Below are 25,355 nucleotides of genomic sequence, written 5' to 3'. Positions count from 1 at the left end.
CGTGCAAGCCGAACAGTGTCGTCGAAAATAGTTGCTTGTGGCCACTAGACAATCGCACGCCGCCGCCCTTATCGTGCGCCCAGACCACCGCAGTGGTCAGCGTCGCTCGGACGGTTCCGGGCGCTAACGTATCCTGAGGCAACAATGGCAGACCACGGTTCGCCGCGCCGCTTTGCGCGCATAGATCGACTCCCCCCTTACGTATTCAACATCACTGCCGAGCTGAAGATGGCCGCCCGACGTCGTGGCGAAGACATCATCGACTTGAGCATGGGTAACCCCGACGGTGCGACCCCGCCACACATTGTGGAAAAACTGGTCACCGTCGCACAGCGTGAAGACACCCACGGCTACTCCACCTCCAAAGGTATTCCGCGCCTGCGCCGGGCGATTTCCCGTTGGTACAAGGATCGCTACGAGGTCGACATCGACCCGGAAAGCGAAGCCATTGTCACCATCGGTTCCAAGGAAGGCCTGGCGCACCTGATGCTGGCCACTCTGGACCAGGGCGACACCGTGCTGGTGCCCAACCCGAGCTACCCGATCCACATCTACGGCGCAGTGATTGCTGGCGCCCAGGTGCGCTCGGTGCCGCTGATTCCGGGCGTGGACTTCTTCGCCGAATTGGAACGGGCCATTCGTGGCTCGATCCCGAAGCCGAAAATGATGATCCTCGGCTTCCCGTCCAACCCCACCGCGCAGTGCGTGGAGCTGGATTTCTTCGAGCGCGTGATCGCTCTGGCCAAGCAATACGACGTGTTGGTGATTCACGACCTGGCCTACGCCGACATTGTCTACGACGGCTGGAAAGCCCCGTCGATCATGCAAGTGCCGGGGGCCAAGGACATTGCGGTGGAGTTTTTCACCCTGTCCAAGAGCTACAACATGGCCGGCTGGCGCATCGGTTTCATGGTCGGCAACCCGGAGCTGGTCAACGCCCTGGCGCGGATCAAGAGCTATCACGACTACGGCACTTTCACCCCGCTGCAAGTGGCCGCCATTGCGGCGCTGGAAGGCGATCAACAGTGTGTGCGCGACATCGCCGAGCAGTACCGGCAGCGCCGCAACGTCCTGGTAAAGGGCCTGCATGAGCTGGGCTGGATGGTCGAGAACCCAAAAGCTTCGATGTATGTCTGGGCGAAAATCCCCGAGCAATACGCCCACCTGGGTTCGCTGGAATTTGCCAAGAAACTGCTGGCCGAGGCCAAGGTCTGCGTATCCCCGGGCGTGGGTTTCGGCGAGTACGGCGACGACCACGTGCGCTTCGCCCTGATCGAAAACCAGGACCGAATTCGCCAGGCGGTACGCGGGATTCGCGGGATGTTTCGGGCGGATGGGTTGGTCAGCAAAACCAACGTCTGACGCAAACCCTGTACGAGCTGGCTTGCCCGCTCCAACAGGGACCGTGTTCAACAATGAAATCGATTTAAAACAAAAAAACCGCATCACTGCGGTTTTTTTGTGCCTGTCGAATGCGCTTTAAACGAACAGCGACAACAACAGAATAAAGCCCAGGCCCACCACCGACAGAATGGTCTCCATCGCGGTCCAGGTCTTGAAGGTTTCGGCCACGGTCATGTTGAAGTACTGCTTGACCAGCCAGAAACCGGCGTCGTTGACGTGGGACAGGATCAGCGAGCCGGCACCGGTGGCCAGTACCAGCAGTTCACGGTTTACGCCAGGAATCATCCCCACCACCGGCACCACAATGCCCGCGCCGGTAATGGTCGCAACGGTTGCCGAACCGGTAGCGATACGGATCACCGCGGCCACCAGCCAGGCCAGCAGGATCGGCGAGATCTGCGCGGCCACAGCCATGTGTCCGATCACGTCACCCACACCGCTGGTCACCAGCATCTGCTTGAAGCCACCACCAGCACCGATGATCAGAATGATCGCGGCGGTGGGCGCCAGGCTGGCGTCGAGCCACTTGAGCATCTGCTGAGAGCCGATGCCCTGCTTGTAGCCGAAGGTGTACAGCGACAGCAGCAACGCCAGCAACAGGGCCGAGATCGGGTGGCCGATCAGGTCCATAAAGGTGCGGAAGAAATTACCGTCTGGCAGCACCACGTCGGCAAAGGTCTTGAGCAGCATCAGGAACACCGGCGACAGCACGGTGACCAGGGTGATGCCGAAGCTCGGCAAGGTGGCCGAATCGGTTTCACGGGCCAGTTGATCCACCAGTTCCTGATTCGGATGACCGGGAATGTACTTGGCAATGAACGTACCGTAGATCGGACCGGCGATGATCGCCGTCGGCAGCGCCACGATCAGACCGTACAGAATGGTCTTGCCGATGTCGGCACCGAACACGCCGATCGCCAGCAGCGGGCCCGGGTGCGGTGGCACCAGGCCGTGTACCGCAGACAGGCCGGCCAGCAGCGGGATACCAATCTTGATGATCGACACGCCGGTGCGCCGGGCGACGATGAACACCAGCGGGATCAGCAGCACGAAGCCGATTTCGAAGAACAGCGGGATGCCCACCAGGAACGCGGCGAACATCATTGCCCATTGCACCTTGTCCTTGCCGAAGGCGCGGATCAGGGTCTGGGCAATCTGGTCCGCCCCCCCCGACTCGGCCATCATCTTGCCGAGCATGGTGCCCAACGCGAGGATGATCCCGACAAACCCCAGTACCCCACCGAAACCGTCCTGGAACGCCTTGATGATGGTGCCGATCGGCATGCCCGAAGTCAGCCCGAGGAACGCGGCCGCGATGATCAACGCAATGAAGGGGTGCAACTTGAACTTGGTGATCAGGACAATCAAGCCAATCACCGTGACCACTGCATCGAGCAGCAGGAACGTGTCGTGGGACATGCCGAACATTAGGGGTGTCTCCTGGTTGTTGTTGTTATTAAAGCGGGTAATTCAATAGCCATCAGGACAGCGCTACCTTTGAAAGCAAAACTCATACGGCGAGCTTCAAGCCATGTTCGCCCCACCAATCGTGGGCTTGCTTGGCCAGTTGCTCGACGCTGTGAACGGAGGCATTGAGGGCCAGGGTCAGCGGTTCACCGACCGGCGACTCAAGGGTGGCGAACTGGCTATCGATCAGGGTCGACGGCATGAAGTGCCCCGGACGATGGGAGACCCGGTCAGCGGCCACCTCGCGACTCAACTCGAGAAACACAAAGCCCAGGCCTGGCAAGGCGCTGCGCAAACGCTCGCGATAACTGTGCTTGAGGGCCGAACAGGTCAATACCGGGCGCTGGCCCTTGGCATCGACGCGACGCAGTTCGTCGCACAGGCTGTCCAGCCAGCCGGCACGGTCGTCGTCGTTCAGGGGAATGCCGGCGCTCATCTTTTCGATGTTGGCCGCAGGATGGAAGGAATCGCCTTCGATGCCGGTCGCGCCGCTGAGCCGGCACAAGGCCTCGCTGACGCTGGACTTGCCGCAGCCGGCCACGCCCATGATGACCAGGGCGGAGATTGCTTGACTCATGTAACACCTCAGCGCGCAGACAGCGCTACCTTTGCTCATTGAAACTCTAGTGCAAACGCAGCCATTGCCGACGACTTCTTGTCGTTTTTATGGGTTGCAACACATTCTTGCCCAATGCCGACAGGCAGGGATCAGGCAACCCCCGCTCAATCATTTGCAGCCGCATCGAGACAGCGCTACCTTAGTGCCTTGAATTTTGTTTGGCAAGCCGCCCGATGACCTCGACCAAAAACGATAAAAATACCCGCACCACTGGCCGCCCTACCCTCAACGAAGTTGCTCGCCTGGCCGGGGTCAGTCCGATCACCGCCTCACGCGCCTTGCGCGGGGTCAGCAGCGTGGCCACCGAACTGGTGGAAAAGGTCCAGCAGGCCGCCTCGGAACTCAATTACGTGGTCAACCCCGCGGCCCGCGCCCTGGCCTCGGCGCAGAGCCAATCGGTGGTGGTGCTGGTGCCATCGCTGTCGAACCTGCTGTTCATCGAAACCCTCGAAGCCATCCATCAGGTCTTGCGCCCCAAAGGCTTCGAAGTGCTGATCGGCAACTGCCACTACTCCCGTGACGAAGAAGAAAATCTGCTGCGCAATTACATGGCCTACCAGCCACGCGGCTTGCTGCTGACCGGTTTTGACCGCACCGATAGCGCCCGGCGGATGGTCGAGACGAGCAATGTGCCCTGCGTCTACATGATGGACCTGGACCCCGATGCCGGCGTGAACTGCGTCGGCTTCTCGCAAATCAGCGCCGGTGAAACCGCCGCGCAACATTTGCTCGCCCGGGGTCGGAAAAAACTGGCGTATATCGGCGCACAACTCGACCAGCGCACCCTGCTGCGTGGCGAAGGCTTCCGCCGCGCCCTGCAACATGCCGGCCGCTATGATTCGGATCTGGAATTGCTGACGCCGCGCCCATCCTCGGTCGGGCTGGGCGGCGAGTTGTTCCTGCAGATGATGGCCAACCACCCCGAAGTCGATGCGATCTTCTTCGGCAACGACGACCTGGCCCACGGCGCCCTGCTCGAGGCCATGCGCCACGGGATCAAGGTTCCGGAGCAGGTCGCTGTGCTGGGATTCAACGACCTGCCCGCCTCCGAACACATGGTGCCGCGCCTGAGCAGCATCAGCACCCCGCGCGAAGCCATCGGCCGGCGGGCCGCCGAACACCTGCTGACACTGATGGCCGGCAACCGCATCGCCAAACCGCTGGTGGACATGGGCTTCGAACTCAAGGTCCGCGAAAGCACCTGAGTTCGAGGCCGCTACATTTCAGTCGAGCGGATTCAGTTGAGCTGCAAACTCGAACTGAACTGGCCGATGGCGTCCACCACGTGACGTGAACCCTGCTGGATTTCCAGGATCACTTCACCGGCCTCGTTCGCCAGTTCCACCCCGAGTCCGGTGCGACTCAAGCTCGATTGCATGCTCGAGACGGCACTCAACGACAAGTCGTGGTTCTTGCGCACCACGTCGACGATCTCCAGAGTCGCCTTGCTGGTCCGCGCCGCCAGACTCCGGACTTCATCGGCCACCACCGCAAAGCCACGACCATGCTCGCCGGCCCGCGCCGCTTCGATGGCAGCGTTGAGTGCCAGCAGGTTGGTCTGGTCGGCAATCCCGCGGATGGTCTGCACGATGCTGCCGATGATGTCGGACTGTTTACTCACGGCATCGATGCTCAGCGCCGCTTCATTCAGGTCTTTGGAAATCTCCTCGATGATCTGCACGGTCTGCTGCACCACCTGCGAGCCTTTGCGGGCACAGGCGTCGTTCTGCACCGAGGTCGCATGGGCGGATTCGGCAGCGGTCTGCAGGGTGGTCATTTGCGGGGTGATGTCGCTGGCGAACTTAACCACTTTGTACAAGCGCCCGCGCGCATCGAAAATCGGGTTGTAGGACGCTTCGAGGTAAACCATGCGTCCGTACTTGTCGACCCGCTCAAAACGATGGGAATGGAATTCGCCACGGTTCAGCGAGGCCCAGAACGCCTTATAGGCCGCCGATTCGCTTTCCGAGCGGTGACAGAACAGGCTGTGGTGCTGCCCGACCACTTCGCCCAGCGAGTAATGCATGGTCTGCAGGAAGTTGTCGTTGGCGGTGATCACCCTGCCATCGGGTGAAAATTCGATCACTGCCATCGCTCGTCCCACAGCGTTTACCAAACTCTGATTTTCATGTTCCTTATGGATGCGGGCGGTAATGTCGGTGGCCACCTTGATTACGCTGGTGACTTGGCGATCGACGCCGAATACCGGCATGTAACTCGCTTCCAGCCAGACTTCCTGGCCCTTCTTGTTCAAGCGTTGGAAGGTCCCGCTGCTGGGCTCGCCGCGCCCCAGATCGCGCCAGAAGCGTTGGTAATCCACGCTGCTGGCGTAGTCGTCCTCACAGAAAATCCGATGATGCTTGCCACGGATTTCCTCAAGGGAATAGCCGACGGCAGCGCAGAAGTTTTCATTGGCATCGAGAATCACCCCCGTCGGGCCGAACTCGATCATGGCCATCGAACGGCTGATCGCTGCCCACTTGGCGTTGGCTTCGGTCAACGCGCAGGTGGTTCGTTGAATCTCGAGCAGGTCGGATTTGTGATGTAGGTTAAACATGGTCGCATTGCCCCAAGCACGGTTTTTTTGATTGATGAAAGTTCATCGGTCTTTCAACGTATCCACCACAACGTTCCATGGAACAGGCACACACACCCCTCTGCGGGAGGGCCAGATCAAGTCAATAACAGAGTTGAGTCGGAGGTTCGTGCCGCACGTTCCTACTGGGGCACCCCTCTCTTGATTGCCCGGGACAGGCCAACTCAAGCGCCAGAATCAATCGCTCAGCCGTAAGCATAGACAGGCTCTTCACGGCTGCAAGGCCATCATTGAGCCAGTAATCGGGACAAAATCGGTTCAGCGCCAACCGTCGGTCTTTTATACTCGGCGGCCTTGAGAATCGATGACAGTTACCATGCCCGATATCCAGTACAGCCAGCTCGATGAAGCCCTGTGGCCACTGATGAACAAGTTCTATCGCAGCCACCAATCTTCGATGAAAGCGGTGCGTGACGCGCAGCTGTGGGTCGGCCGGCGCGACGAAATCATCGCCGGGCTGTGCCTGCGGCCGGTGGCATCGGGGTTCTGGTTGACGGGTTTGTTTGTCGCCCCGGATTGTCGCGGCCAGGGCGTGGCGGCGGCCTTGATGGCAGAGGCGCTGGCCACGAGCAGCGCGCCGGTGTGGCTGTTCTGTCACCCGGATCTACAAGGCTTCTATGAGCGCAACGGTTTCAGCGCCCATCCGCTGCTGCCCCAGGCGCTAGGCGAGCGCCTGCTGCGCTACAGCCGCAGCAAGCCGATGATCGCCATGGCCCGGGGTTGAACGGGTTCAGTCGTCGGCGTTGGGGTCGAGGTCGGGGAACATCACGTCGGTGAAGCCGAACTTGCGGAAGTCGCTGATGCGCGACGGGTACAACCGGCCGATCAGGTGATCGCACTCGTGCTGCACCACCCGCGCATGAAACCCCGAGGCATAGCGCACGATCGGTTCGCCCTTGGGATCGAACCCTTCATAGCGGATGTGCTGGTAGCGCTCGACGGCCCCACGCAGGCCCGGCACCGACAGGCAGCCTTCGAAGCCCTCTTCCATGCTTGGGTCTAGCGGGGTGATCAACGGATTGATCAGGATGGTCTGCGGCACCGCTTCAGCGTCGGGATAGCGCTCGCTGTGCTCGAAGCCGAAGATCACCAGTTGCAGGTCGACACCAATCTGCGGGGCTGCGAGGCCGACGCCACCGACGCTTTCCATGGTCTGGAACATGTCATCGATCAACTGCCACAGCTCGGGGCTGTCGAACAGTTCAGCCGGAACCGGTGAGGCAATACGCAGCAGGCGTTCATCGCCCATTTTGAGAATTTCACGGATCATGATCAGGCTTCGTCAGAGGTCGGTTTGAGCGAGTGGTCCCGTCCCAATCCCGAAACGTGTTGTTTGGGTTCGTTTGCGTGCTCACCCGGGACTTTTTCCCCCGGGTCCTTGCCTTCGTTCGACATGTGTTCGATCACCGCATTCATTTCAGCGCCGAGCAGCAACACCGCCGCGGAAATATAGAAGTACAGCAATAGCACGATGATCGCACCGATACTGCCATACATGGCGTTGTAGTTGGCAAAGGTCTTCACGTAGAAACCAAAGCCCAGGGACGCGATGATCCACACCACCACCGCCAGCACCGAGCCCGGGGTGATGAAGCGGAATTCCTGCTTCACGTCCGGCATCACGTAATAGATCAACGCCACCGCGATCATCAGCAGGATCACGATCACTGGCCAGCGCAAGATCGTCCAGACGGTGACGATAAACTCCTGCATGCCAATTTGCGCGGCAATCCATTCCATCACCTGCGGCCCCAGCACCATCAGCGCGGCGGCGATCAGGAGCATGCCGGCAATGCCGACGGTATAGAAGATCGACAGCGGGAAACGCTTCCACACCGGGCGACCTTCGACCACGTCGTAGGCGGCGTTCATCGCACTCATCATCAGTCGCACACCGGCCGAGGCGGTCCACAGGGCGATGACGATACCCACCGAGAGCAGCCCGCCCTTGGATTGCTGCAACTGGTCGATGACCGGGTTGACCTGTTCCAGGGCTTGCGGCGGCAACACCAGTTCCGATTGCAGGCGCAGCCAGGAGAAAAAGTCCGGCAGGTGCAGGAAACCGATCAGGGCGATCAGGAACAGAATGAAAGGAAACAGCGAGAACAACATCTGATAGGCCAGTGCCGAGGCGTAGGTCGACATTTCATCGTCGACAAACTCGGTGACGGTGCGCATCATCACGCGATGCAGGGGCAAGCCTTTCAAATCGGGGAAAATCATAGCGTCTCCTTTCGCCGCTGGATTGAAGTCGGAGGCGACTCAGGGGCCGTTTTCTACATCAAAGTAGCTTGTTTGGCGACCTTGAAACAATTTCTAGCGTAGTCCATGCCTGTCTGACGTAAAAACGGCCATCCGCGGATGGCCGTCATGCTGCTGTAACGTCGGCTAGCCAAATCAGGCTTTGTCGATGGTGTTCTTCACTGCGTCCTTGGCTTTGCCCAGCTCTTGCTGGGCTTCGCCCTTCTTCTCCTGGATCTTGCCTTCGGTCTGCAACTTGGTGTCGTCGGTGGCCTTGCCAATACCCTGCTTGATGTTGCCGATTGCTTCGTTGGCCAAACCTTTTGCTTTATCGCCAGTGCTGCTCATGGTCGTTACTCCCGTGAACGTTCAGTGGTCAAAAGGGCTTACCTAGACGTTGACCGGCTGGCCTTGCGAGGAGTTTCATTTATTTTTCACCCGGTTCATTTCATCAGCCCATGCAGGTTGGGCTTTATGTTTGGCGCTTTAGCCGGGAGAATGCGCGTCTTGTTCAGGCTTTGGCACTGAAGCTCCATTTGTGTAGGAACGTTATGAAACTCGATAAAAAGCAGGCCATTGCCCGCAGAAACCAGGAACTGGGCGGTGCAGTGCTGGGCGTCAACAACTGCCACTTCACCGAATTGAACCGCAACCGCAATATCTGGTGGTTCGACATCCCGGTGACGCGCTTGGCGATTGGTCAGTACGAGTGGATTCACCTGCTGATGCACACGCCGGCCACCGACACCCTGCTGCACCTGAAGGTGCCTACGGTGTTCCTGCGCGAAAAGCTCGAAGGCCTGGTGGTGCGCAACGAAGGCAAGCGCAAGGCAGCGCTGAGCCTGGAGTTGAGCGCCGACAAAGACTCCTTCCTGCAGGACATGCGCCCGGCAGGCACCAATGTGAATTTTGCGCAATTCCAGCAGTAAGTCTGCGCAAATCAAAAGCCCCGCATGTGCGGGGCTTTTTGTTGGGCGCCTGGTTTACTTCTTCAAGCCCAGCTTCTTCAGCTCTTCGTCCCGCAGCTCGCGGCGCAGGATCTTGCCGACGTTGGTGGTCGGCAGCGCATCGCGGAATTCAACAGCCTTCGGCACTTTGTAGCCGGTGACGTTGGCGCGCATGTGGGTCATCACCTGCTCCTTGGTCAGGGTCACACCCGGCTTGGCGACGATGAAAATCTTGATCGCCTCGCCCGACTTCTCGTCCGGAACGCCAATGGCCGCGCACTGCAGCACGCCCGGCAGGGTCGCCAGCACGTCTTCCAGCTCGTTCGGGTAAACGTTGAAACCGGAGACCAGAATCATGTCTTTCTTGCGATCGACAATGCGCATGTAGCCGTCAGGCTGAATCAACGCGATGTCACCGGTCTTCAGCCACCCTTCGCTGTCGAGGATCTCGTCGGTAGCCTCCTGGCGCTGCCAGTAGCCCTTCATCACCTGTGGCCCTTTCACACAGAGTTCGCCGATTTCGCCCATTGGTTGTTCCACGCCAGCGTCGTCGATGACCTTGCACAGGGTCGAAGGCACTGGAATGCCGATGGTGCCGATCTGGATGTTCTGGATCGGGTTGACCGTGGCCACCGGGCTGGTTTCGGTCATGCCGTAACCTTCACAGATCGGGCAGCCGGTCACTTCTTTCCAGCGTTCGGCGGCGGCCAGTTGCAGGGCCATTCCACCAGACAAGGTGACCTTGAGGGCCGAGAAATCCAGCTTGCGGAACCCTTCGTTGTTGCACAGTGCGACGAACAGCGTGTTGAGGCCGACAAAGCCGCTGAACTTCCACTTCGACAGTTCCTTGACCATCGCCGGCAGATCCCGCGGGTTGCTGATCAGGATGTTGTGGTTGCCGATCAACATCATTGCCATGCAGTGAAAGGTGAAGGCATAGATGTGGTACAGCGGCAGCGGCGTAATCAGGATCTCGCAGCCTTCGTGCAGGTTGGAGCCCATCAGCGCCTTGCACTGCAGCATGTTCGCCACCAGATTGCGGTGGGTCAGCATCGCGCCCTTGGCTACGCCAGTGGTGCCGCCGGTGTATTGCAGCACCGCGACGTCGCTGCTGGCCGGGTTGGCTTCGGTCACCGGTTGGCCACGCCCCTTGCTCAGCACGTCATTGAATTTGATGGCGTTGGGCAGATGAAACGCCGGGACCATCTTCTTCACATACTTGATGACGCTGTTGATCAGCAGGCGCTTGAGCGGTGGCAGCAGGTCCGCCACTTCGGTGACGATGACGTGCTTGACGCCGGTCTTGGGCACCACGGCCTCGGCCAGGTGCGCCATGTTCGCCAGGCACACCAGCGCCTTGGCTCCGGAATCGTTGAACTGGTGTTCCATTTCCCGCGCGGTGTACAGCGGGTTGGTATTGACCACAATCAGCCCGGCGCGGATGGCACCAAACACGGCGATTGGGTACTGCAGCAGGTTGGGCAATTGCACGGCGATTCGATCGCCCGGGCGCAAATCGGTATGCTGTTGCAGATAAGCGGCAAAGGCCCCGGACAATTCGTACAGCTCACCGTAGGTAAGTGTCTTGCCGAGGTTGCTGAAAGCCGGCTTGTTGGCGAAGCGTTGGCAGGATTGCTTCAACACTGCCTGAATATTCGGGTACTCGTCTGGATTGATATCGGCAGCAATCCCAGCTGGGTACTTATCCTTCCAAAAGTCTTCGATCATGGAAGCCCACTCCTCAGCAACGCGAATTCTTCACCGCATTTGATGCGATTATTATTGGTGTGTGTTTTTGGTGAATCTGGCGTTTATCGAGTGCCGAGAAGTCCCAAAGCGCGCCGAGAGTAGCAGCTTTGCCAAGGGCCTACTAGAGCCAAAACAGGCCTCTACGGTCACTATGATGACTCAAGAAACTTTAATGGTCACTTTTAGAGTAAAAAATCTAAAGACCCTGAAATACCCGTGCTACAGGGTTCAAACGGCTTTTCCAGGGACAAAAAAAGGGGCGCCCATTGATGGACGCCCCTTTTTTGCTGCCGGCTCGCTAACAAATCATTACGCGATGTCGCGCAACTCCCGACGCAGGATCTTGCCCACCGGGGTCATCGGCAATGACTCGCGCAGGACGATGTGTTTGGGCACCTTGTAGGCGGTGAAGTTTTCCTTGCAGTACGCCTTCAACTCCTCAAGGCTGACCCCGGCTTCACGGGCCACCACGAACAGCTTCACCGCCTCTCCGGAACGGTCGTCCGGCACACCGATCACCGCGCAGTTGGCGACTTTCGGATGGGCCATGACCACGTCTTCGATCTCGTTGGGGTACACGTTGAAGCCCGAGACGATGATCATGTCTTTCTTGCGGTCGACGATACGCACAAAGCCGTCCGGATCGATCACCCCGATATCACCGGACTTGAACCAGCCCTCGGCATCCAGCACTTCGGCCGTGGCCTCCGGTTTCAGCCAGTAGCCTTTCATGATCTGTGGGCCCTTGATGCACAGCTCGCCCCGCTCACCCAGGGCTTGCTCGACGCCGTCATCGTTAATGACTTTCAAGGTCGTGCCAGGGACCGGAATGCCGACCGTGCCCAGGCGTGACAGGTCGCCGTAAGGGTTGGTGCAGGCCACCGGCGAGGTCTCGGTGAGGCCGTAGCCCTCGGTGATCCGGCAACCGGTCAGCTGTGCCCAACGCTCGGCCGTAGCCTTGACCAGCGCGGTGCCGCCGGAGTTGGTCAGCTTGAGGCTGGAGAAATCCAGGGTTTTGAAGTCCGGGTGATCCATGAGTGCCACAAACAGCGTGTTAAGCCCCAGCAATGCCGAGAAACGCCAGTTTTTCAGCTCCTTGATGAAGCCGGCGATGTCTCGTGGGTTGGTGATCAGCACGTTGTGATTGCCAGTCACCATCATGCACATGCAGTTCGCCGTGAAGGCATAGATGTGGTACAGCGGCAGCGGCGCGATCATCACTTCCTGGCCTTCGCGCAACAGCGGCTGGCCGTCGCGACCAAACTGACCGAGGCAGGCGCGGGCCTGCTGCATGTTGGCCACCAGGTTGCCGTGGGTCAGCATCGCGCCCTTGGCCAGGCCCGTGGTGCCGCCGGTATATTGCAGCACGGCGATGTCGTCGAGCCCGGCTTGCAGCGGTTTGATGCCCTGGCCGCGCCCCAGTCGCAGGGCGGTCTTGAAGGAGATGGCCTGCGGCAGGTCATAGGCCGGGACCATCTTTTTGACCTTGTCGACCAGGGTATTGACCAGCCAGCCCTTGGCGGTGGGCATCAGGTCGCCCATCTTCGCTTCGATCAGGTATTGGATCTCGGTGTCGGCCAGCACTTCCTGGACTTTTTGCCCGAACATGTTCAGGTACACCAGCGCCCGGGCACCGGAGTCCTTGAACTGGTGGCGCATCTCGCGCGCGGTGTACAACGGATTGGTGTTGACCACGATCAGGCCGGCGCGCAAGGCGCCGAACACGGCAATGGGGTATTGCAGGACATTGGGCATCTGCACTGCGATGCGATCGCCCGGTACCAGGTCGGTCTGGCTTTGCAGGTAACCAGCGAAAGCCGCGCTGTAACGCTCCAGATCGGCGTAGGTCAGGGTCACGCCCATGTTGCTGAATGCCGGACGATCAGCAAATTTCTTGCAGGAACGTTCGAACACCTCGATCACCGATTGGTAGGCACCCAGATCGATATCCACGGGTACACCGGCCGGGCGTTTGTCATTCCAGAAATCAGGTTGCATTGTTCTTGTCCTCTATACCTGAGCCAATCCGGGCCGCTTGGGGTGATGCCGCGTCTATCCCCGTAGGAGCTAGCCTGCTCGCGAAAAATCTGAAGGCGCCGCGAGCATTCAGGATGTCCGCGTCATCGTTGACGTTTTTCGCGAGCAGGCTCGCTCCTACAAAAAATGGCACATCTCCTCCAAAGCGGAGCTTCTGGGACACTAGCAGTTATGGCGAATCAGGCAAATATCAGCACCAGTGTCATTGACCGCGTGAATCTTGCTGCCATGGATTGCCCGCATCCCCCGTACGCCAGCCGATGCGCTATACAATGCAACGACCCCGCGCAAAGGAACCGCCATGATCCACGACACGTTCTGGTTGACCGCGAATGACCGCAGCCAGGTTTTCGTCAACCAGTGGTTACCCGAAGGCCCGCTCAAGGCGGTGATCCTGATTTCCCACGGGATGGCGGAACATAGCGCGCGTTATGAGCGCCTGGCTCAGCGATTGTGTAACCAGACGTACGGGGTCTACGCACTGGACCAGCGCGGCCATGGTCGAACGGCCGAAAACGGCGTATTGGGTCACTACGCCGACGAAGACGGCTGGTGCAAGGTCGTCGGTGATCTCGCCAGCCTCAACCAACATATCGGTCAACAGCATCCGGGCATTCCAATCGTGCTGCTGGGCCACAGCATGGGCAGCTACATCGCCCAGGCCTATCTGCTGCATCACAGCGCCAGCCTGTATGGCGCAGTGCTCAGCGGTTCGAATTTCCAGCCGGTGGCGCTGTACCGCGCCGCGAGCCTGATTGCCCGTTTCGAGCGCTGGCGCCAGGGGCCGACCGGGCGCAGTGCGCTGATCGAATGGTTGTCATTCGGCGCCTTCAACAAGGCATTCAAACCCAACCGCAGCCCGTTCGACTGGCTCAGTCGCGATCCGGACGAAGTCGACAAATACGTCCGCGACCCGCTCTGCGGCTTCCGTTGCACTAATCAGATGTGGATCGACATGCTGGGCGGCTTGCAGCAGATCAGCAAAGCGTCCAATCTCGCGCAGATTGATCCGGGCCTGCCCTTGCTGATCATGGGCGGCGAATGTGATCCGGTGAGTGAGGGCAAGCGTCTCAAGTCGTTGGCCAATGCCTTGCGCCGGGCCGGCAGCCAGAGCCTGCAGCTCAATCTCTACCCGCAAGCCCGGCACGAACTGTTCAACGAGAGCAACCGCGATGAAGTCACCGCGGACCTGCTCGACTGGCTGGATAAGGCGTTGAGCCATCGCCGGCCACCCAGAACCGAATGAGCCTCGGCTCTTTCACTTAACTCGTCACAGGATTCAACCCATGACCCAGGTTACCAACACGCCGTACGAAGCCCTCGAAGTCGGCCAGACCGCCAGCTACAGCAAAACCGTGGAAGAGCGCGACATCCAGCTGTTCGCGGCAATGTCCGGCGACCACAACCCGGTGCACCTGGACGCCGAGTTTGCCGCCGCCAGCATGTTCAAGGAGCGTATCGCCCACGGCATGTTCAGCGGTGCCTTGATCAGCGCCGCCGTAGCGTGCGAGTTGCCTGGGCCCGGCACTATCTACATTGGCCAGACGATGAGCTTCCAGAAGCCGGTGAAAATCGGCGACACCCTGACCGTGCGCCTGGAAATCCTCGAAAAAATGCCGAAATTCCGCGTGCGCATCGCTACCCGCGTATTCAACCAGCGCGATGAATTGGTGGTTGATGGCGAGGCGGAAATCCTCGCCCCGCGCAAACAGCAGACCGTGACCCTGCCAACCCTGCCGGCCATCAGCATCGGCTGATCAGCCGGTCATGCGGCCCGTGCCTATCGGGCCGCTTCCTGCACTTGCACGCTGGCGGTCATCCCTGAACTGAGGTTGACCCCTTCAGGCAACCGGTCGAACTTGATCCGCACCGGAATCCGTTGCGCCAGGCGCACCCAGTTGAACGTCGGCTCGACCTGAGCCAGCAACTGGCCGTCCGGCGTGCTGTTGCGATCATTGATCCCGCGACTGATGCTCTCGACCTGCCCCGGGATCGCTTCCCCCGCACTCATCAGCCAGACTTTGACCGGATCGCCGACCTTGATTCGCGGCAGTTTGGTTTCCTCGAAATACGCCTGCACATAGAACGTCGAGTCATCGACCAGCGCCATCACAGGCTGCCCGGCGTTCACGTAGTTGCCCTGGGCCAGGCGCAGATTGGTCACGTGCCCGCTGCGTGGCGCATGCACCTGGCTGCGGGCCAGATTGATCTCGGCGATCTTGGCGTCGGCCTCGGCCTGGCGCAATTCACCTCGGGCAATGCCGGCGTTGATCTGCGCGTTCTCGCGCAACTCGGCGCTGATCGCCTGTGGGCCGAGGGCGGCGCGGCGACTGGCTTCATGTTCACGCAGGCTGAGTTGTTGCTGGCGGGTCTGCACCACGGCGCGAGCTTTTTCCAAAGCGGCCTGGTAGCGCTCGCGGTCGATGCTCAGCAACAGATCACCGGCCTTGACCGGCTGGTTGTCGACCGCCTTAAGCTCCTCCACCCAGCCGGACACGTCGGGGGCGATGACCACCACGTCGGCGCGAATCCGTGCATCGCGGGTCCAGGGGGTGAGCATGTAGTACTGCCACAAGTGCATGCCGGCAAAAATCGCCACGGCCACCAGGCACAGGGTTACCGCGACACGTACGGAGGTACGCATAGTCAACTCCTTATAAAGGCCCAAGTCCCAGAGTAATCAGGGTCAGGACACAGACATACAGGGCACAATCGAACAGGGCCTCATGCCAGATCCAGCGACCGACCGGGGTCAGGCGCAGCAATAATCGCAGGCCGGCGGTCAGCACCAGGGCCAGCAATACATAAATCAGAAAAGGACTGAGCAACACCCCGCCCAGCGCCCACTCACGCAACCCCATGACTGCCCTCCTGTTGCTGGCACCAGGCGCGCCAGCTGCGTTGCAACTGCAGCACGGCCCCCTGGGAAAGTTTCAGCGCATCACTCTGTGGAAATGCCTGCAGGCTTTGCAGAAAACCGGCTGTAGGCGCCTCCAGAATATCCCCACGATCAGCCGCCGGGCCCTGGCGCAAGGCCGATTCCAGATGTTCGAGATAGTCGCGTTGCTGGGTGCTGACCGGCACTTGGGCCACCGCCAGGCTCAAACGCAAATGCAGCAACTCATCACCGATATCCAGGCCCAGTACACCGTCATCCCAACGACTGCGAGCCTGTTGCGGCAGCTCCGGATAATGCCGCGCCAGCTGTAGCAAGCGATCCGCCATGCGCCCACCGAACCAGCTTTCCGCGCCGCGCAAATTACGTCGAGTCAGACGCGCCAGGTCGTCGAGGGTGGCCGCCAGCAAGCGTCGGCCATGCCAGGCCGGATTGCGCAGGATCAGCAAGTGGAACGCCAACACGGCGGCGCCGACACCGATCATCATCGCCTGGGCACTGTTGAGAAACACGGCGACATCGAACGCCATCTGGTTCAGCGGCGCCACCAGCACGATGAAGTGCAGGCAAAACGAAGTGGCGGTCGCACCGATCTGCGGTTTGGCCATACCCAGCGCACCGAAGAACAGCGGCACGCCCAGGGCCATGCCCAGCAGGGCGAAGCTGCTCCATTGCGGCAACAGGATTTCGCCGACCACAAAGGCCACCGGGATCGCCAGGAAGATCCCGCGCATAAAACTCATGCCGATCTGCGCGCCGTTCTCTCGGCTGGCAAACAGGCTGCAGACCACGCAAGTCAGCAACATGGCGCCTGCTGCCGCGGGCCAGGCGGTGGCCATCCAGAAACTGGCGACGGTCAGAAATGCCAGGGCACTGCGCGCGCCAAATACCAGGGCCAGGGAGAGGTCGCGGTGCGGTGTCAGGGTGGCGGGCGCTTCGATGGGCTCACGACCTTGCTGGACCGCATCCAGCGCCGCCGCAGCCGCCAACGCGGAGTCGAGTAACAGGGTGAAGCGCGCCAGGCAGTAACTCTGCGCGGCACTGATAGAGGTTTCGTGCGAGGCGGCGAGCACGCGCGGACGCAAGCGCTGCATGGCGCCGGTATCGGCGCTCTCCAGCACTTGCTGCACCTGTTCCATCCACGGCTGCAACTGATCGGCTTCGCGCTCGTCGAGCTGACGCCACTGACGGCGGACCGAGCGCGAGATGCGCAACAGCATCAACAGTTTCTGGCTCAAGCCGCTGATCGCCCGCGCCCGCTGCCGCCCCAGGGCTCCCTCGAACCAGGCGTGCTCGCGCTGGGCGTCGACGGCGACAATCCGCCCAAGGATTTCCAGCAGGCCCTTGCGCGCCTGACGGTCGCCGACCAAGGTGGCCCGCGCCGTCTGCAGGCCGCTGAGCCAGGCCGCCTGCGCCTGACTCGCCAATTGTTGCTCGACCCGCAGCGGCCAGATCAAGGCGCTACTGGCGGTGGCGCAGAGAATGCCCAGGGAGATTTCCGTGCAACGCGCCACCGCCTGATCGAACACGGTCAGCGGGTGACTCAAGGCCGGCAGCGCGATAATCGCCACGGTGTAGCCGGCCAGCACAAAGGAATAGGACCAGGCGCTGCGCAGCAGGGTCGAGCTGGCGGTACACAACCCCAGCCACAAGGCCAGGGCGAACAAAAACAGCCAGGGCGTCTGCGCGAACAGGCCGACGAAGACCACCGCCATCACGGTTCCCACTACCGTGCCCAGCAACCGCGCCATGCCCTTGTGCACCACCATCCCCGACAACGGCTGGGCGACGATAAAGGCGGTCATCAAGGCCCACGCCGGCTGTTCCAGGCCCCAACGCAACGCCAACCATAACGCCAACCCACCGCCCAGCACGGTCTTGAGCGCGAACTGCAGGGCGCGACGATCGGGAGCCAACAAGGCTTGAAGAGTAATGGGCACAAAAACAACTCTGGGAGGGAATAAAACAACCATAGTCGTGATCGCTGACGAACGACGACGAGCAAATTATTAGCTAGCTATCTATATTCGTCCAGCGCTAATTCCAATGCCACTCCTCCAAAGCTTTTAAAGCTGGCCGCGATGGGCAGGCGATAGCGATTGCACCATCCCCCCTGCAAACACAGTCAATTCTGACAGCGGATTACTCCAGCATTGTAGGACCGCTCTTGATTTCACCCACCCTATAGATGAACCAAACCTTGAGTGCCTAGAGTTGAGCCCGAATTGAAATGGCGGATGGCGCCCTGACGCCCCTCCTCCTTTTCTTCGCGCGAAAAACTCGAACAACAAGGAGGTTCCATGCCCCGCCAAAGCGACCTGCGTTTCACCTTCACACCGCTGCGGGGCGATGCCTTCGACGTGGTCTCGTTCACCCTCGATGAAGGCCTGTCCCACCCCTTCAAGCTCACCCTTGAGCTGGCCAGTCACAACGCCGCCATCGACTTCAATCGCGTGCTCGACCTGGCGGGGCTGTTCACGATTTGGCGGGGCGACACGCCGGTTCGGCATGTCCACGGTCTGGTCAGTCTGTTCACCCAAGGCGACACCGGTTTTCGCCGCACCCGCTACAGTGCCATCGTCGAACCGACCCTGGCGCGCTTCGACCTGCGCTCCAACTGGCGAATTTTCCAGAGCCTGACCGTACCCGAGATCATCACCCGCGTACTCGCCGACCACCAGTTGACCGACATCCGCAGCGAAATCTGTTTCGACCACCAGCCCCGCGAATACTGCGTGCAGGCCGGCGAAACCGACCTCGATTTCATCGCCCGCCTCGCCGCCGAAGAAGGCCTGCTCTACAGCTTCGAACACCGCATCGACGGCCACACCTTGATCCTCACCGACCGCGTCGGCGGCCTCGGCACCATCGGCACCCACACCGATTGCCCGGTGATCTACCAGCCAATGGCCGGCGGCGATTCTATGGAACCGGCACTAACCCGCTTCCACTACACCGAACAAGTGCGCACCGCCGCGCAGGTGCAGCGCGATTACCGCTTTACCCATCCGCGCTACAACCAACAGCACACCGCCACCGGCAATCAGGACCTGAACCACCAGCACAAGGACTACGAGCGCTACGACTACCCCGGCCGCTACAAGCGCGACATCGCCGGCAAACCCTTCACCAAAACCCGCCTGACCGCCCTGCGCAACGACGCCAAATTGGCCCACCTGAGCGGCGACGATGCGCGTCTGCAACCGGGCCTGGCCTTCGACCTCAACGAGCACCCGCGCGAAGACTTCAACGACCGCTGGCGCACCATCGCCGTCAAGCACCAAGGCAAACAATACACCAGCCTCGAAGAAGAAGCCTTCGGCAGCGACAGCAGCACTTCCTATGAAATGTCCGCCAGCGCCATACGCTGGACCTCCGACTGGAAAGCCCCACTACGCGCCAAACCCTGCATCGACGGCCCACAGATCGCCAGCGTAGTCGGTCCGCCAGGCGAAGAGATTTATTGCGATGAATGGGGCCGGGTCAAAGTGCAGTTCCCTTGGGATCGCACGGACAAAAACAACGACCAGAGTTCCTGCTGGATTCGCGTAGCGCAAGGCTGGGCCGGCGCAACCTGGGGCGCCATGGCCATCCCACGGGTCGGCCAGGAACTGATCATCAGCTACCTCGATGGCGACCCCGACCAACCCATCGCCACCGGCCGCGCCTACCGCGAGACCAACCTACCGCCCTACGAACTGCCCAAGCACAAGACGCGGATGACCATCAAAAGCCGGACCCATAAGGGCAGTGGATTTAATGAACTGCGGTTTGAGGATGAGTTGGGGCAGCAGGAGGTTTTCATCCATGCCGAAAAGGACAAGAACGTCCACGTCAAACATGACAACACAACGTTTGTGGGGAATGACCGCAGTGAGAAGGTTGAGCGAGATGAAAAAATAGAGATTGGTCATGATCGCGCAGAAAACGTTGCCAATGACGAGACGGTAAACATTGGCCGTGATCAGCGCCATGCCGTTGCCAGGGATCGATTTCACTACATCGGTCATGATCATGAAATCACCATCGACAACAACCGCATCGAATGTGTGGGCAACGAGCGTCACGATAAAACCGGAACTAACCATCACATCCAAACCGGTGGAAACGTTGACCACAAAGTACAGAGTGATTATCGGCTTTCAGCGGGTCGGTCCATCGAACAAAAAACCACTTGCTTCGAGGTCAAGGCAGGACAACGCATTGTCCTCAAGGCTCCCGGCGGGACTCTCATCCTTGACGAGAGCGGCATCACCCTTGACGGCCTATTGATCAATATCAAAGGTCTGGTTGAGTCGGCGAATGGTGCCAACGCCAATAACAGTTGGTGGGGTCAAGGCAGCCCTCAAACAGGCAACTTACAGGAGTTTTTTATCCTGCGTGAAGCCGACACCGGTGAGCCGTTACCTGATCATCCTTATGAAATCGTTCGCGGCAGTGGCCACATTCTTCGCGCTAGAACCGACGCGCAAGGCAAAACCCAAATCGTCAATTCAAGCGATGCCGAAACGCTGGTGATTCAAGCGCTGGCTGATGAAAAGGATCTTGTGAAACTCAGTGCCGGCTACTGGGATGACTACGGCGTCATGGACATTGACTTCACCCGCACTCCAACTCCAGACGAGAACTAAACCATGAGTGAGCCAGCAAAACAGCGAACCGCAAGTCGAGCGCCGGGCGGCAAGTTGCGCAGCGTGACGAAACCCACGGCCAGCGGTGTGGTACTGCCGGTTACCGATCCTCTCGACTTATGGTACCTGTGTGAAAAAGCCTCATACGCTAAGTTGACCCCCTATAAGAGGGCAAAAGACGGCCATCCCATGTACCAACGCACCGTCTCTCAGTTAGTACGTTGCGATAACGAAGCGTTCAGATATCACTTCCCTTATTGCGGTGAAGTGGGATTTGACATGAGCAAAAGCCCACCCCAACCGATCATGAGCAAACGCGAACCTCATCGCCCCAGCAGCTTCCCACTGTCTCAATACCAGCAATTGCGCAACCGCCACTTCGAAAAACTGGCAAGTATGCGAGTGGAAACCGATCTGCTGAGCAAGACAGACCTTGAACACATGCTCTCACCCACGCCATCCACCAAGGATGGTGCACTGTGGGTGGATGGACAAAAAACTCCTCGTGGGTTGTTGCGTATACCTGATGTACTTCGCCTCAGAGCATTTGGCAATCCAGGTAAGCCGCAGTACAGCCAGGGTAATTTGGTGTCGGTGATTGAGATGAAGTTTCCGGGGGATAGGCTAGCGCCTGCGCAACAAAAAGCATATCAGGATATCGCGGGAGACTATCGGAAGCTGAGGCTACTTGAGACTAAAAATTGCGACTCAAGTGATAAGCAAAAGTGGCGCGAATGGGTCCGCTCCTCGGAAAGTGAGCCGGTATACAAACCGGTTGGACAAGTCCTCAGTTTGGCGTCCCGAGCCTCAGCGCTCAGGCATAAACTTTTGGTAGGTAACATAGATGCCGAGCATGCAGCGGCCCGACTCAGGCTGCAAACCCAGTTTGTGGACCCCGGTATGCCAGTGATGACTGCAGCACCGGATGACAGAGCGATACAGGCGCAAAATCGGCGCGCTGTTGCCAGCATTGAAATGACACTGGCAGCCCCCTTTGTCGCGATCGGCGCGGCAATGGCTTCCATGGCCGCAGCACCCAGTTTTGCCACTGCCGAAGCGACTGCTCTGGTCGCTAATGCCGGCGGGCATACGATTCGTTTCGAGCCTTTCATCGCTGCCGTCAAACGCGTACTGGCAGGTGGCGCATTAGGGACCGGCGCCGCCATGCCTGCCTTTGCTCAATCCAACACCGCATTTGTCCACTCAACGCTATCCGCCGAAGAGCAGGAAACCCGAGCTCGTTGGGCCGATTGGAACAAACTCCAGCAGCACCAACAGACCACCGTCCAGAACTATGTGTTCTGGGACGATGTACCGGAGACAAGCCATGAATGAAGAACAGTTTTTCAACGACTTCGATGTTAATCGCTGGGACTTCACCATTATCGATGAGCAAGATGAAGACCATCCGGTCTTACAAATCGGGTTAGTAGCAACTTTTTACCTGGTTGATGGTTACTTGCCAGTTCGCAGACAGCATATTGCGGAAGCCTTTGAGCTTTATTGCAAGCACTTCGGTGAAAAATTGGTATGGGGCTACACGGGTGGCGAGGAAATGATTGAAAAATCGTTCAGTGAACACGCCATGCTCGACTGCATCGCCTATATAAAATCTGATGGTTACGATGAGCCTGCAGCCATTATGTGGTCCTCTCTAACTGGCTTTGAGCACGTTGGCTCCTACATGTTCGAGGTGTACTCTCCTGCTGGATGGTACGAGAATGTCCATGGTTCCATGACAACAGTAAGACTCTACCTTCCAGTTGATGAACTGAAAGGCGCAAGGAAACAACATTTTGAAAGCCTGATTTTTTCGCTGTGCAATATTTTACGTCCACTGCACGGTGCTGCGGGGCTAGGTATTCAGCACAGCTACGAATGGGAAAATTACCAGCATGTTGAATACGAACTCATACAAGAGTACCGGGGTGTAGACCTATGTATTCCCAGTGGCAATAAAAAATGGCGCACCGGCTACACCAACCTCAACTGGTACACCTACCTGGCTCACCACTGGGTCAGCAAGTTAGGCACAACCGAGGATCTACTTACCCAACTTGATGACGTACGCATAGGCGTCCTACCTTACGAGTGGGGCACGATTTTTCGTGCCGGAAACTGGCCAGCTTTAGGCAAAGCCACTATCGATCCACGTCCGGAGTTGTATGTGATGGTCAATGAAGTACTCAAACCATTGCGCGTCAACAATATCGGCTCACTGCATTACGGCTCGATTGCCGGTGAAATACGGCTCAACGAGCGTACCAGCAACCAATGGATGCGCCGCTTCGACCTCCCCAAAGGCAGCCCAAAGCCCAAGCCTTCACCGTTCTTCCGCCGTATATCGGTGGAGGAACAGCAGCGGTTAGATGCCAGCAAGCAGATGTTTGATGCATTTCTCAACCGAAACTCTGGCGACAAATCCAATAGCTGATCGAGTCATGCCGAGTCCCATTACTCGGAATATGCAACGTTGGAATATCGTCTGATATAGCCCTGTAGCAACCCCGTGACCAAACTATCCGTACCAACCACCTCCCACTCATAGAAACCAAAAAGTCCGAAACAACCGTAGTTTCCGCAAAGAACAAAAAAACGCCAGGCAAGCTGGCGTTTTTGACAGGCTTTTGACCCTTACGAGCGGGCACGCGCCTGATTGCGCAAGGCTTTGACCTGGTCGTGATTGCGTTGCACACCGTGGTACTGGCGCTCAACCAGATCACGAATGCCCATCAGATTATGTTTGTTGATTTTCTCGATGGCTTCACGATAGGCCTTCAGCGCATGGTCTTCACCACGCTCGGCTTCGTTGAGCACCGCCTCTTCGTCTTTGCCAGTGATCATCGACTTGAGGTCGACCCAGCGGCGGTGCAGATCACCGCTGACGCTGGTGGAGGTTTCCGGATCACCGCCCAGTTGGCGCACGGCGCTTTGCAGTTCGGCAGCGGCGGTGGCACAGTCGGCCGAGCGCTTGACGAACAGCGCCTTGAGTTCTGGATGCTTGATATCTTCAGCACAGGTCTTGAACCCTTCCTGGCCGTCCTTGCTGGTTTCGATCAGGTCGTTGAGGACGGAGATGGCTTCTTTATTCATGTCGGTCATTTTTTAATTCCTTCCAGGTTGTGGGAACGTGGAGAGAACATTGCAGCTCGTGTGCCAGCTTTCTAATCGTCTATTTTTCCTTTAATTTCAAACAGTTATATTTGATTGCGAAAACTGTATCCTCGTTATTTGCATGATCTGTCAATTGGCCTGCATGCAGAATGCCTGTATTTTCCATAGGGTCAGATTAAAGAAGACCCCTCGATGAATCCCGAGAAGCTCGAACTGCTGGTCACCCGCGAAATGCCCTTTGGCAAATACAAGGGCCGGATCATCGCCGACCTGCCCGGCCCCTACCTGAACTGGTTCGCCCGCGAGGGTTTTCCTCACGGTGAGCTGGGCGGTTTACTGGCACTGATGCAGGAAATCGACCACAACGGCTTGTCCGACTTGCTGGACCCGCTACGGGCCAAACACGGCAAGCCCAAGCCCCGCCACTGAACGTTGCCCAAGAGCGAATCACCCATGCCCGACAACACCCTACGTGCCCGTGATGAAGCTTTCTGGCAAACCTTTGCTGACCGCTACGATGTCCAGCCCGGCCCGATCAATCTGGAAAACGGTTACTTCGGGCGCATGTCGCGCACGGTCATCGACGAATACCAACGCAACATCGAGTTGATCAACCGCAGCAACTCGGTGTACGTGCGCCAGCGCTTCGAGCAGATCGACAGCGTCAGGATCCGCGAGCAATTGGCCGATCTGCTGAAGGTGCCTGCCGAGGCTGTCGCCTTCACTCGCTGTGCGTCGGACGGCCTGCAATCGCTGATTCGCAACTACAACGGCCTGCAGCCGGGCGATCAGGTGCTGCTGTGTGATCTGGACTACGACACGGTCAAGGGCGCCATGCGCTGGTTGGGCCAGCACCGTGGCGTCGAAGTGATCGAAATCCAGCACGACCATCCCGCCAGCTTCGACAGCCTGCTGGCGAGTTATCGCGCCGCCTTCGAACAGCACCCGCGTCTCAAACTGATGGCGCTGACTCACGTCACCCACCGCACCGGTTTGGTGATGCCGGTCCAGGCAATTGCCGCGCTGGCTCGCGAGTACGGGGTCGAGGTGATCCTGGATGGCGCCCACGCCTTGGGCCAGATCGAATTCAACCTGCAAGACCTGGGCATTGTGTTTGCCGGCTATAACCTGCACAAATGGATCGGCGCGCCGCTGACCCTGGGCTTTATCTACATTGCCCCCCAACGCCTGGCCGAGATTGATCCGGACATGGGCGAGTTCCACTTCCCGGTCACCGACATCCGCTCGCGCACGCCCTACAGCACCCAGAACATCCCGGCCCTGCTGACCTTGCCGCTGGTGCTGGAAGAACATTGGGCAATGGGCGGAGCGGCAGCCAAGGGCGCGCGTCTCAACTACTTGCGCAACCTTTGGGTCAGCGCCGTGCGCAATGTGCCAGGTATTGAGGTCACGACCCCGGACGATCCGCGCCTGTACTGCGCAATCACCTCCATGCGCTTCACCCGGCATGCCAATCAGCAGACCATGGTCGATCGCCTGCTCAGCGACTACAACCTGTTCACCGTGACCCGCAGTGGCGCGGCCTGTGGTCCGTGCATTCGGATTACTCCGGGGCTGACCAGCACTGCACAGGACATGCAGCGCGTGGCACAGGCGTTGATCGAACTGAGCTGAGCGGACTTTTCTTCAGGCA

The 25,355-nt window shown here is 59.1% G+C and carries 22 protein-coding genes and 2 pseudogenes; 11 read left to right on the top strand and 13 right to left on the bottom strand.

Translation table 11 applies throughout. From position 1 onward, the window contains the following. Positions 1-144: 144 nt before the first annotated feature. The gene (gene alaC / locus NR126_RS07270; RefSeq protein ID WP_027619892.1) at positions 145-1,362 is read left to right on the top strand and encodes an alanine transaminase; all 1,218 of its coding nucleotides are present in this window, start codon (positions 145-147) and stop codon (positions 1,360-1,362) included. Between the two features lie 117 nt (positions 1,363-1,479). On the opposite strand, the gene NR126_RS07265 is transcribed toward alaC, so the two are convergent. Both NR126_RS07265 and NR126_RS07260 read right to left on the bottom strand, forming a co-directional pair. Beyond that, positions 1,480-2,832, bottom strand: coding sequence for a GntP family permease (locus NR126_RS07265; protein WP_027619891.1), 1,353 nt, complete (start codon positions 2,830-2,832; stop codon positions 1,480-1,482). Positions 2,833-2,914: 82 nt separating this feature from the next. Further along, the gene (locus NR126_RS07260) at positions 2,915-3,448 is read right to left on the bottom strand and encodes a gluconokinase (RefSeq protein WP_027619890.1); all 534 of its coding nucleotides are present in this window, start codon (positions 3,446-3,448) and stop codon (positions 2,915-2,917) included. Positions 3,449-3,663: 215 nt separating this feature from the next. Here NR126_RS07260 and NR126_RS07255 point away from each other — a divergent pair, with 215 nt between their 5' ends. Next, a complete protein-coding gene (locus NR126_RS07255; protein WP_027619889.1) occupies positions 3,664-4,695 on the top strand; it encodes a LacI family DNA-binding transcriptional regulator in 1,032 nt (343 codons plus the stop codon). Positions 4,696-4,727: 32 nt separating this feature from the next. Here NR126_RS07255 and NR126_RS28975 read toward each other — a convergent pair. Together NR126_RS28975 and NR126_RS28970 are read right to left on the bottom strand one after the other, a co-directional pair. After that, a pseudogene (locus NR126_RS28975) lies at positions 4,728-5,159 on the bottom strand (methyl-accepting chemotaxis protein); the annotation flags it as partial. 117 nt (positions 5,160-5,276) lie between these two features. After that, positions 5,277-6,047, bottom strand: a pseudogene (locus NR126_RS28970) (PAS domain-containing protein); the annotation flags it as partial. 355 nt (positions 6,048-6,402) lie between these two features. On the opposite strand from NR126_RS28970, the gene NR126_RS07240 reads away from it, so the two are divergent. Further along, positions 6,403-6,810: a GNAT family N-acetyltransferase gene (locus tag NR126_RS07240; protein ID WP_105753854.1), complete on the top strand. Its 408-nt coding sequence runs from the start codon at positions 6,403-6,405 to the stop codon at positions 6,808-6,810. A 6-nt stretch (positions 6,811-6,816) separates the two neighbouring features. On the opposite strand, the gene def is transcribed toward NR126_RS07240, so the two are convergent. The 3 genes from def to NR126_RS07225 form a co-directional block, all read right to left on the bottom strand. Further along, the gene (gene def / locus NR126_RS07235) at positions 6,817-7,356 is read right to left on the bottom strand and encodes a peptide deformylase (protein WP_027619886.1); all 540 of its coding nucleotides are present in this window, start codon (positions 7,354-7,356) and stop codon (positions 6,817-6,819) included. Positions 7,357-7,358: 2 nt separating this feature from the next. Further along, positions 7,359-8,309, bottom strand: a complete 951-nt coding sequence (locus tag NR126_RS07230) for a YihY/virulence factor BrkB family protein (RefSeq protein WP_027619885.1) — start codon at positions 8,307-8,309, stop codon at positions 7,359-7,361. 174 nt (positions 8,310-8,483) lie between these two features. Beyond that, positions 8,484-8,675: a CsbD family protein gene (locus tag NR126_RS07225; RefSeq protein WP_027619884.1), complete on the bottom strand. Its 192-nt coding sequence runs from the start codon at positions 8,673-8,675 to the stop codon at positions 8,484-8,486. A gap of 203 nt (positions 8,676-8,878) precedes the next feature. On the opposite strand from NR126_RS07225, the gene NR126_RS07220 reads away from it, so the two are divergent. Continuing rightward, on the top strand, positions 8,879-9,256 hold the full coding sequence (locus NR126_RS07220) for a hypothetical protein (protein WP_027619883.1): 378 nt from the start codon (positions 8,879-8,881) through the stop codon (positions 9,254-9,256). 54 nt (positions 9,257-9,310) lie between these two features. Here NR126_RS07220 and fadD1 read toward each other — a convergent pair whose 3' ends face one another. Beyond that, entirely contained in the window at positions 9,311-11,002 is a 1,692-nt protein-coding gene (gene fadD1, locus NR126_RS07215; RefSeq protein WP_105753855.1) for a long-chain-fatty-acid--CoA ligase FadD1, read from the bottom strand. 330 nt (positions 11,003-11,332) lie between these two features. Further along, entirely contained in the window at positions 11,333-13,021 is a 1,689-nt protein-coding gene (fadD2, locus tag NR126_RS07210; protein ID WP_027619881.1) for a long-chain-fatty-acid--CoA ligase FadD2, read from the bottom strand. A gap of 340 nt (positions 13,022-13,361) precedes the next feature. Here fadD2 and NR126_RS07205 point away from each other — a divergent pair, with 340 nt between their 5' ends. Together NR126_RS07205 and NR126_RS07200 are read left to right on the top strand one after the other, a co-directional pair. Next, entirely contained in the window at positions 13,362-14,306 is a 945-nt protein-coding gene (locus NR126_RS07205) for an alpha/beta hydrolase (RefSeq protein WP_256829952.1), read from the top strand. A gap of 40 nt (positions 14,307-14,346) precedes the next feature. Beyond that, entirely contained in the window at positions 14,347-14,817 is a 471-nt protein-coding gene (locus tag NR126_RS07200; RefSeq protein WP_018926458.1) for a MaoC family dehydratase, read from the top strand. A 23-nt stretch (positions 14,818-14,840) separates the two neighbouring features. Here the strand turns inward: NR126_RS07200 and NR126_RS07195 are convergent, their stop codons facing one another. Genes NR126_RS07195 through NR126_RS07185 form a run of 3 tightly spaced genes read right to left on the bottom strand, consistent with a single transcriptional unit; the run spans position 14,841 to position 17,896 of the window. Further along, a complete protein-coding gene (locus tag NR126_RS07195) occupies positions 14,841-15,704 on the bottom strand; it encodes an HlyD family secretion protein (protein ID WP_027619878.1) in 864 nt (287 codons plus the stop codon). A 10-nt stretch (positions 15,705-15,714) separates the two neighbouring features. Continuing rightward, the gene (locus NR126_RS07190; protein ID WP_027619877.1) at positions 15,715-15,921 is read right to left on the bottom strand and encodes a DUF1656 domain-containing protein; all 207 of its coding nucleotides are present in this window, start codon (positions 15,919-15,921) and stop codon (positions 15,715-15,717) included. Next, on the bottom strand, positions 15,908-17,896 hold the full coding sequence (locus NR126_RS07185) for an FUSC family protein (protein ID WP_256829951.1): 1,989 nt from the start codon (positions 17,894-17,896) through the stop codon (positions 15,908-15,910). The genes NR126_RS07190 and NR126_RS07185 overlap by 14 nt, the downstream gene beginning before the upstream one ends. Before the next feature lie 360 nt (positions 17,897-18,256). Here NR126_RS07185 and NR126_RS07180 point away from each other — a divergent pair, with 360 nt between their 5' ends. Genes NR126_RS07180 through NR126_RS07170 form a run of 3 tightly spaced genes read left to right on the top strand, consistent with a single transcriptional unit; the run spans position 18,257 to position 23,021 of the window. Beyond that, positions 18,257-20,587 carry a type VI secretion system Vgr family protein gene (locus NR126_RS07180; protein ID WP_256829950.1) on the top strand — a complete coding sequence of 777 codons (2,331 nt, stop codon included), beginning with the start codon at positions 18,257-18,259 and terminating at the stop codon, positions 20,585-20,587. Between the two features lie 3 nt (positions 20,588-20,590). After that, a complete protein-coding gene (locus tag NR126_RS07175) occupies positions 20,591-21,922 on the top strand; it encodes a VRR-NUC domain-containing protein (protein ID WP_256829949.1) in 1,332 nt (443 codons plus the stop codon). Then, positions 21,915-23,021, top strand: a complete 1,107-nt coding sequence (locus tag NR126_RS07170) for a type VI immunity family protein (protein ID WP_256829948.1) — start codon at positions 21,915-21,917, stop codon at positions 23,019-23,021. Before NR126_RS07175 ends, NR126_RS07170 begins: the two co-directional genes overlap by 8 nt. Positions 23,022-23,221: 200 nt before the next feature. Here the strand turns inward: NR126_RS07170 and NR126_RS07165 are convergent, their stop codons facing one another. Beyond that, positions 23,222-23,689, bottom strand: a complete 468-nt coding sequence (locus NR126_RS07165; RefSeq protein WP_105753859.1) for a PA2169 family four-helix-bundle protein — start codon at positions 23,687-23,689, stop codon at positions 23,222-23,224. Positions 23,690-23,893: 204 nt separating this feature from the next. Here NR126_RS07165 and NR126_RS07160 point away from each other — a divergent pair, with 204 nt between their 5' ends. Further along, positions 23,894-24,130 (top strand): DUF3820 family protein, encoded by a 237-nt coding sequence (locus tag NR126_RS07160; protein ID WP_027619874.1) that lies wholly within the window; start codon positions 23,894-23,896, stop codon positions 24,128-24,130. 24 nt (positions 24,131-24,154) lie between these two features. Continuing rightward, positions 24,155-25,336 (top strand): aminotransferase class V-fold PLP-dependent enzyme, encoded by a 1,182-nt coding sequence (locus NR126_RS07155; RefSeq protein ID WP_256829947.1) that lies wholly within the window; start codon positions 24,155-24,157, stop codon positions 25,334-25,336. Positions 25,337-25,355: the final 19 nt, after the last annotated feature.

This window comes from Pseudomonas sp. Pse1, from assembly GCF_024519635.1.
In the GTDB taxonomy this organism is placed as follows: domain Bacteria; phylum Pseudomonadota; class Gammaproteobacteria; order Pseudomonadales; family Pseudomonadaceae; genus Aquipseudomonas.
Note: the sequence above shows the minus strand (reverse complement) of the source record. Positions and strands in the feature narration are given on the sequence as shown.

Bases quoted from the DNA above. Each gene is read 5' to 3' on its own strand.
- NR126_RS07205 (WP_256829952.1), top strand. From the start codon at position 13,362: ATGATCCACGACACGTTCTGGTTGACCGCGAATGACCGCAGCCAGGTT.
- NR126_RS07190 (WP_027619877.1), bottom strand. From the start codon at position 15,921: ATGGGGTTGCGTGAGTGGGCGCTGGGCGGGGTGTTGCTCAGTCCTTTT.
- NR126_RS07260 (WP_027619890.1), bottom strand. From the start codon at position 3,448: ATGAGTCAAGCAATCTCCGCCCTGGTCATCATGGGCGTGGCCGGCTGC.
- NR126_RS07225 (WP_027619884.1), bottom strand. From the start codon at position 8,675: ATGAGCAGCACTGGCGATAAAGCAAAAGGTTTGGCCAACGAAGCAATC.
- fadD2 (WP_027619881.1), bottom strand. From the start codon at position 13,021: ATGCAACCTGATTTCTGGAATGACAAACGCCCGGCCGGTGTACCCGTG.
- NR126_RS07220 (WP_027619883.1), top strand. From the start codon at position 8,879: ATGAAACTCGATAAAAAGCAGGCCATTGCCCGCAGAAACCAGGAACTG.
- NR126_RS07255 (WP_027619889.1), top strand. From the start codon at position 3,664: ATGACCTCGACCAAAAACGATAAAAATACCCGCACCACTGGCCGCCCT.
- NR126_RS07155 (WP_256829947.1), top strand. From the start codon at position 24,155: ATGCCCGACAACACCCTACGTGCCCGTGATGAAGCTTTCTGGCAAACC.
- NR126_RS07230 (WP_027619885.1), bottom strand. From the start codon at position 8,309: ATGATTTTCCCCGATTTGAAAGGCTTGCCCCTGCATCGCGTGATGATG.
- NR126_RS07160 (WP_027619874.1), top strand. From the start codon at position 23,894: ATGAATCCCGAGAAGCTCGAACTGCTGGTCACCCGCGAAATGCCCTTT.
- NR126_RS07170 (WP_256829948.1), top strand. From the start codon at position 21,915: ATGAATGAAGAACAGTTTTTCAACGACTTCGATGTTAATCGCTGGGAC.
- NR126_RS07165 (WP_105753859.1), bottom strand. From the start codon at position 23,689: ATGACCGACATGAATAAAGAAGCCATCTCCGTCCTCAACGACCTGATC.
- NR126_RS07180 (WP_256829950.1), top strand. From the start codon at position 18,257: ATGCCCCGCCAAAGCGACCTGCGTTTCACCTTCACACCGCTGCGGGGC.
- NR126_RS07200 (WP_018926458.1), top strand. From the start codon at position 14,347: ATGACCCAGGTTACCAACACGCCGTACGAAGCCCTCGAAGTCGGCCAG.
- NR126_RS07175 (WP_256829949.1), top strand. From the start codon at position 20,591: ATGAGTGAGCCAGCAAAACAGCGAACCGCAAGTCGAGCGCCGGGCGGC.
- NR126_RS07265 (WP_027619891.1), bottom strand. From the start codon at position 2,832: ATGTTCGGCATGTCCCACGACACGTTCCTGCTGCTCGATGCAGTGGTC.
- NR126_RS07195 (WP_027619878.1), bottom strand. From the start codon at position 15,704: ATGCGTACCTCCGTACGTGTCGCGGTAACCCTGTGCCTGGTGGCCGTG.
- alaC (WP_027619892.1), top strand. From the start codon at position 145: ATGGCAGACCACGGTTCGCCGCGCCGCTTTGCGCGCATAGATCGACTC.
- NR126_RS07240 (WP_105753854.1), top strand. From the start codon at position 6,403: ATGCCCGATATCCAGTACAGCCAGCTCGATGAAGCCCTGTGGCCACTG.
- fadD1 (WP_105753855.1), bottom strand. From the start codon at position 11,002: ATGATCGAAGACTTTTGGAAGGATAAGTACCCAGCTGGGATTGCTGCC.
- def (WP_027619886.1), bottom strand. From the start codon at position 7,356: ATGATCCGTGAAATTCTCAAAATGGGCGATGAACGCCTGCTGCGTATT.